At 65.0% G+C, this 6,379-nt stretch carries 6 protein-coding genes; all 6 read right to left on the bottom strand.

Going from position 1 to position 6,379, the window contains the following annotated elements:
* Window positions 1-374: 374 nt before the first annotated feature.
* The 6 genes from IVB47_RS02515 to IVB47_RS02490 all read right to left on the bottom strand — a co-directional run bounded on the left by IVB47_RS02515 (window position 375) and on the right by IVB47_RS02490 (window position 6,362).
* Complete coding sequence (locus tag IVB47_RS02515; protein ID WP_247459644.1) at window positions 375-1,607, bottom strand: Zn-dependent hydrolase; 1,233 nt, start codon at window positions 1,605-1,607, stop codon at window positions 375-377.
* Window positions 1,600-2,385, bottom strand: coding sequence for an ABC transporter ATP-binding protein (locus IVB47_RS02510; protein WP_027566500.1), 786 nt, complete (start codon window positions 2,383-2,385; stop codon window positions 1,600-1,602). The genes IVB47_RS02515 and IVB47_RS02510 overlap by 8 nt, the downstream gene beginning before the upstream one ends.
* Window positions 2,382-3,155 carry an ABC transporter permease gene (locus tag IVB47_RS02505; protein ID WP_063995399.1) on the bottom strand — a complete coding sequence of 258 codons (774 nt, stop codon included), beginning with the start codon at window positions 3,153-3,155 and terminating at the stop codon, window positions 2,382-2,384. Before IVB47_RS02505 ends, IVB47_RS02510 begins: the two co-directional genes overlap by 4 nt.
* 73 nt (window positions 3,156-3,228) lie before the next feature.
* Window positions 3,229-4,173: an ABC transporter substrate-binding protein gene (locus tag IVB47_RS02500; RefSeq protein ID WP_247459642.1), complete on the bottom strand. Its 945-nt coding sequence runs from the start codon at window positions 4,171-4,173 to the stop codon at window positions 3,229-3,231.
* Between the two features lie 105 nt (window positions 4,174-4,278).
* On the bottom strand, window positions 4,279-5,007 hold the full coding sequence (gene hutC, locus IVB47_RS02495; RefSeq protein WP_247459640.1) for a histidine utilization repressor: 729 nt from the start codon (window positions 5,005-5,007) through the stop codon (window positions 4,279-4,281).
* Window positions 5,004-6,362 carry a formimidoylglutamate deiminase gene (locus tag IVB47_RS02490; RefSeq protein ID WP_247459638.1) on the bottom strand — a complete coding sequence of 453 codons (1,359 nt, stop codon included), beginning with the start codon at window positions 6,360-6,362 and terminating at the stop codon, window positions 5,004-5,006. Before IVB47_RS02490 ends, hutC begins: the two co-directional genes overlap by 4 nt.
* Window positions 6,363-6,379: the final 17 nt, after the last annotated feature.

Raw genomic sequence — 6,379 nt, 5'->3', positions numbered from 1 at the left:
AGTGACGAAGCAAAGCTCGGGCGAAACGCGCCGCGAGAACGCGAAGGCATGTCTGCAATTAAAATGCGAGCTGGAAGAGTGCCGCTGCCGCCTCATTGCGCTGGTGGCGGAGTGATTGCCCCAGCTCGTCTGCGAGCGCGAAGCGAAGCAATCCAGAATCTTCGAGCGCAGCGAAGCAATCCAATCTGCCGCCGCGGAGGGATTCTGGATTGCTTCCGCCTTCGCTAAAGCTTCGGCGGACAAGTCGCTGCGCTCGCATGACGATGTGGAGAGAGTGTGCGCCACACTCCGTTCTCGTGCCGGACGCAGCGCAGCGTCTCTTCGACCGTGCGTTGCAGCGCTTCCGGGACACGAGAGTGGGGCGGCGCCTCGTTCTAGCCGCTGAGTATCCTACGGCAAGCTTCGACGAACACCTGCGCGCCGGTGACGATGTCGACGTCGGCGGTGTTCTCGGTCCAGTGATGGCTGATGCCGCCGATCGACGGTACGAACAGCATGCCCGCGGGTATGATTGTCGCCAGCATCTGCGCATCATGGCCGGCACCGCTGGGCATGCGAATGGATCGTCCGCCGGCCAGAGTCTTGCTCGCGGCTTCGATCGCGTCCTGGATGCCTGCGTTCATCATGGCCGGCGCGCCGGTGCGCAGTTTTTCCACGGTGACGGTGCAGGGACCCTTCGCGCTGGCCTCGTCCGCCATGCTCCGCAGCAGCTGCTCAAGCCGCGCGATGACCGATGGATCGTCGTCACGGATCTGGAACAGCATTTCGGCGCCACCCGGAATGATGCTTGGCGCGCCCGGATCGAGCGTGATGCGGCCGGTGGTCCAGACCGTGCGCGGGCCGCAGCTCTCGGGAAAACGCTCGTCGATGGCGACGCAGAACTTTGCCAGCGCCAGCCCGGCATCCTTCCGTGCAGCCATGCGGGTGGTGCCGGCGTGATTCTGCTCACCGACGAAATTGATCTGGTATTGCCAGATGCCGACGATGGAGGTGACGACGCCGACCGCAAGGCGACCGCTTTCGAGCGTGTCGCCCTGCTCGATATGGGCTTCCAGATATCCGACGTGCCGGCCCGGCTCGGCGGTGATGCGCGGTCGTCCTGCGAGCCCCATGTCGGCGAGTGCGTCCCGCATGGTGCGGCCGCTGGTCCGGTCGCGTGCGGCATCAATGTCGGGCTCGCTCACTTGCCCGACATAGGAGCGCGAACCGAGGAAGTGCCCAAAGTGTCCTTCCTCGTCGCACCAGGCGGCAATCTCGACCGCGCCTTCGAGCGAGGGATCAGCATTGAGCACGCGCGCCGCTTCGAGCGCGTAGACGACACCGAGCGGGCCGTCGAGCCAGCCGGCGTAGTTCTGGCTTTCGAGATGCGATCCCGCGAGCAGCTTGGGTCCCGCCTTTGCGCTGGTGCCGAAGACATTGCCGATGCCGTCGATCGCGGCGGAGAGGCCCGCGTCGGGCAGCTTCCGCACCAGCCAATCCAGCGAAAGCTTGTGCGGTTCGGAGAAGGTCGGCTTGTGCACGCCGGTCTTGTAGGCGCCGATGGCACGGAGCGCATTGAGATCGGCGAGAACGCGCTCGCCGTTTGCGCGTGAAAAGGCGTCAGGCATGCTCGGCAACCTTCAACGCCTCGGTGCGGATCTCCTCGACCAGCCGTTCCTTCAACTGGACGAATTCGGGCGTGGTCTTGATCTTGTAGGAGCGCGGATGCGGCAGGTCCACGTTGATCTCGGCCTTGATGCGGCCGGGACGTGCGCTCATGACGATGACGCGGCTGCCGAGGAAGATCGCTTCCTCGATGTCGTGGGTCACGAACAGCACGGTCTTCTGGTCGCGCTCCCAGATGCCGAGCAGCATTTCCTGCATCAGGGCGCGTGTCTGGTTGTCGAGCGCGCCGAAGGGCTCATCGAGCAGCAGGATCTTGGGATCATTGGCGAGCGCGCGCGCGATCGCGGTGCGCTGCTGCATGCCGCCGGAGAGCTGTTTCGGCCAATGGTTCTCGAAGCCGGACAGGCCGACCTGGCGGATGAAGGCGTCGGCGATCTTGTTTCGCTCCGCCTCGGATACGCCACGCTCGCGCAGGCCGAAGGCGATGTTCTCGCGTACCGTCAGCCAGGGAAACAACGTGTAGGACTGGAACACCATGCCGCGATCGGCGCCCGGGCCAGTCACCACGCGTCCATCGAGCACCACGCGTCCGCCGGTCGGGCGATCGAGGCCAGCGACGATGCGAAGCAGCGTGGACTTGCCGCAGCCGGAAGGGCCGAGGATGGTGACGAAGTCGTTGTTGCCGATCACAAGATCGGTCGGCTCCAGCGCCCTGGTCGGGGCGTTGCCGTGGCGCGCGGGAAAGGTTCGCGAGACCTGTTCGATCTTGAGGATCGTCATGCGAGCCTCCAGGGAAACAGCCAAGCGTTGAACGCCTTGAACAGGAAGTCCGAGACCAGGCCGATCAGCCCGATCACGATGATGCCGAAGATGATCTGGCCGGTGTTGAGCAGCGCCTGGCTGTCGGTGATCATGTGGCCGATGCCGGAGGAGGAGCCGATCAGTTCAGCGACGATGACATAGGTCCAAGCCCAGCCCAGCACCAGCCGCAGGATCTCGGCGATCTCAGGCGCGGAGGAGGGCAACAGGACGCGGCGGATGATGCCGCGGTCGCTGGCCCCCAGTGTATAGGCCGCCTCGACCAGGTCGCGCCGCGTCGTGCCGACGGTGACCGCGATCATCAGGATGATCTGGAACACCGAGCCGATGAAGATGACGAGCAGCTTCTGCAGCTCGCCGATGCCGGCCCACAGGATCAGGAGGGGAATGAAGGCGGAGGCCGGCAAATAGCGCGCAAAGGAGACGAACGGTTCGAGGAACGCCTCGACCGGCTTGTACGCGCCCATCAGCACGCCGAACGGCACCGCGATGAGTGCGGCCAGCACGAAGCCGCCGACGACGCGCCAGATCGTCATGCCGATGTCGAACAGGAAGCCCTGTTTGATGATCAGATCGACGCCTTCCTGCACCATGGTCAGCGGGTTGGCGAGGAACACTTTCGACACGTGGCCGCCGAAGGTCGCCCAGGACCAGAGGGCAACGAACACTACGAAGAACGCAAGGCCGTAAGCCACGCGCTGCCTTGACGTCACGGGATCGAGGGGACGCATCAAACTGTCTATCCGGGCGGTGAATAAGTTTACCGGCCCCGCCGCGAGACGGGGCCGGCGGTTCCTGGGAGGCTTACTTGATGTAGCTGGCGTCGAAGAGATCCTCGACCTTCGGCGCGGCCTTGATGATGCCGATCTCGAGCAGGAGGTCGGCGGCCTCCTTGTTGAAGGTCAGGAAATCGCCGGCGAAGAATTTCTGGTTCGCGGCCTTGTCCTGCCAGCGCAGATACTTTGCCGAGTTGCCGAACGCCTCGCCGCTCTGCTTCACGTCGGCGCCCATGATCTCGTAGGCCTTGGCCTGGTCCTTGGCGATCATGTCGAGGGCCTCGAAATAGCTGTCGGCGAGCGCCTTGGCGGCCTTCGGGTTCTCGGTGAGGAATTTCGGCGTGCAGCCGAACGTGTCCATGACCATCGGATAGTCGAGCGTGGTCGCGATGATCTTGCCCTTGTCGGGGGCGGCACGAACCGTCGACAGATACGGCTCATAGGTCATCGCGGCATCGTTCTGGCCGGAGACGAAGGCCTGCGCGGCCGCGGCCGGCTCGAGGTTGACGACGGTGACGTCCTTCACCGACAAGCCGTTCTTCTTCAGCATCCAGGCCAGCGCGAAATAGGGCGAGGTGCCGGGCGCGGAAGCCGCAACCGTCTTGCCCTTCAGATCCTTGATCGCGGCGAGCTCGTTGCGCACGGCCATGCCGTCGGCGCCGTAGCTCTTGTCGAGCTGGAAGATCTGCTTGGTCGCGACGCCGTTGGCGTTCCAGGAGATCCAGGTCTCCACGGTCGTTGCCGCGCACTGGACGTCGCCGGAGGCGATTGCGAGATGGCGATCCTTCTGCGGAATCTTCTTGATGGTGACGTCGAGGCCGTTCTTCTTGAAGATGCCGGCTTCCTTCGCCAGCGTCAGCGGCGCGAAGCCGGTCCATCCGGAGATGCCGACGCCGACCTTGACGTCGTCGGCGAGCGCCGGCGTGGAAGCTGTGAGGGCAATGATTGTCGCAAATACTTTCGAACTACGCATGATTGTCGTCCTCTTGCCGATCGATGGATTGACGTCCTGTTGATCTCGGTCGGTCCTCATGGACCGTTGCCCGAAGCGTTGCACGATTTGTGCCGACACGTCCTCTCAGCCTCCCTTGAATCGGGCGACAAGGCGGTGAGAGTCACCGGGATAGAGCAGCCGCACCGCGGTAATCGTGCGCGCGCTGCGCCAGGTATAGCGGTCGATCACGAGGCAGGGTGCGCCGACGGCGATGTCGAGCGCCTCCGCCGTGCGATCGTCCGCGACGATAGCGCTGATCGTATGCTCGGCCTCTGTCCATGGAACATGGTGAAGCAGCCACGAGCCGGGTGGCTCACGCGAAAAATCCGCGGTCGCTGCGTCCGGCACCGACGCGAGATCGATCAACCTGTCCTCGACGGCGAAAGGTACGTTGTCGGCGCTGTGGCGGCAGGTGATCGCGACCACCTTGTCGGCCTTCTTGACTCCCAGGCGGTCACGGTCGGCCGCGGTCGCGGCGCGGAGCTTGCGACCGATCAGCTCGTAACCGTAAGCGCGCCCGAGCGCGGTGATCTCGGCGCGCATGTCGGCGATCTTGAGCACGGCAGACTGATGTTGCGGCCGGCGCACGAAGGAGCCGGCACGTCGCCGTCGCTCGATCAGGTCGGCTTGCGCGAGCTCCGACAGCGCCTTGTTCACGGTCATGCGCGAGCAGCCGTAACGCGCGACCAGTTCATGCTCGAACGGGATGCGATGCCCGGGCGGCCATTCGCCGGTCAGGATGCGCTTCTCGATGTCGGCGCGAATCCGTTTGTAGAGCGTCGGCTGGTCCGGTGTATCAGTGGCGAGACTCATGCAACGAGCCTCCGCACCGATGCGTTGAAGTGTTCGCGCGCGGCCTGGCGCAGTCTGTGCCGGCCGCCTTCGACGACCTTGTCGCCGCCGGCCCAGACGCAATCGATCGCGCCGCTGCCCGCAGCAAAGATCCAGCCGTCGATGGCGGCGTCGCGCGCGCGCCCCGCCAGCGAGGGATGCGTGGTGTCGAGCGTGACGATGTCGGCGCGCGCACCTGAGGTGAGACCGATGGACATCTGTGCCAGTGCCCGCGCGCCGCCTGCAAGCGCATGATCGAACAGCGTGCGTCCCGTCGAGCGCCCCGCGCCGGCAGAGAGCACGTTGCGCTCGCGGTGCTTGAGCCGTTGGCCATATTCGAGCTGGCGCAGCTCGTCGGCGACGCCGACCAGCACGTTGGAATCCGTGCCGATGCCAAAGGCACCGCCGGTACCGACGAATTCGCGAGCCGGGAAAATGCCATCGCCAAGGCTCGCCTCGGTAACGGGGCAGAGGCCGGCGACCGCGCCGGTCTTGGCGAGGGCGGCCAGTTCCTCATTCGTCGTATGGGTGGCGTGAATGAGGCACCAGCGTTGATCGACGGGCGCGTGCTCCAGCAACCATTGCACCGGACGTCGTCCGGACCAGGCCAGGCAATCCTCGACTTCCTTCACCTGCTCGGCGGCATGAATATGGACCGGGCCGCCGTCCGCGAGCGGAAGGATTGCCGCAAGCTCGGCCGGCGTCACAGCGCGCAAACTGTGCGGCGCGACGCCGATGTTGGCACCCGGCAATGTTGCGAGCGCCTTGCGCGAGGCGCTCACCAGCGCGGCGAACTGATCAACCGTGCAGATGAAGCGGCGCTGGCCGGCATGCGGTGCTGCGCCGCCAAATGAGCCATGCGCATAAAAACTCGGCAGCAACGTCAGCGCAATACCCGAGGCTTCGGCGGCCTGCGCGATGCGTGCGGCCATTTCGCCGATGTCGGCGTATGGCGAGCCGTCGCGATCGTGATGCAGATAATGGAATTCGCCGACGCGGGTAAAACCCTGCTCCAACATCTCGACATAAAGCAGTGTCGCGACCGCTGCGACGTCGTCAGGCGTCATCGCCAGCGCAAAGCGATACATCGTCTCGCGCCAGGTCCAGAAAGTGTCGGTGCTATCGCCGCGCAGTTCTGCGAGACCCGCCATGCCGCGCTGGAAGGCGTGGCTGTGCAGGCTCGCAAGTCCCGGAAGCGCGATTTGGTGGCGTTCGTCGCCGGTGGCCGGGGCCACGCCCGGCGTCACCTCGGCGATCGCGCCGGCGGTGATCACCACCTGCACGTCATTGGCCCAGCCCGAAGGCAGGAGCGCGGAGGCGAAATGCAGTCGTGTCATGTTTCCATGCCGGCTGG

The organism is Bradyrhizobium sp. 62, assembly GCF_023073035.1.
Taxonomy (GTDB): domain Bacteria; phylum Pseudomonadota; class Alphaproteobacteria; order Rhizobiales; family Xanthobacteraceae; genus Bradyrhizobium.
The sequence above is the reverse complement of the archived record's forward strand: the minus strand, read 5'-3'. Positions and strand labels throughout refer to the sequence as shown.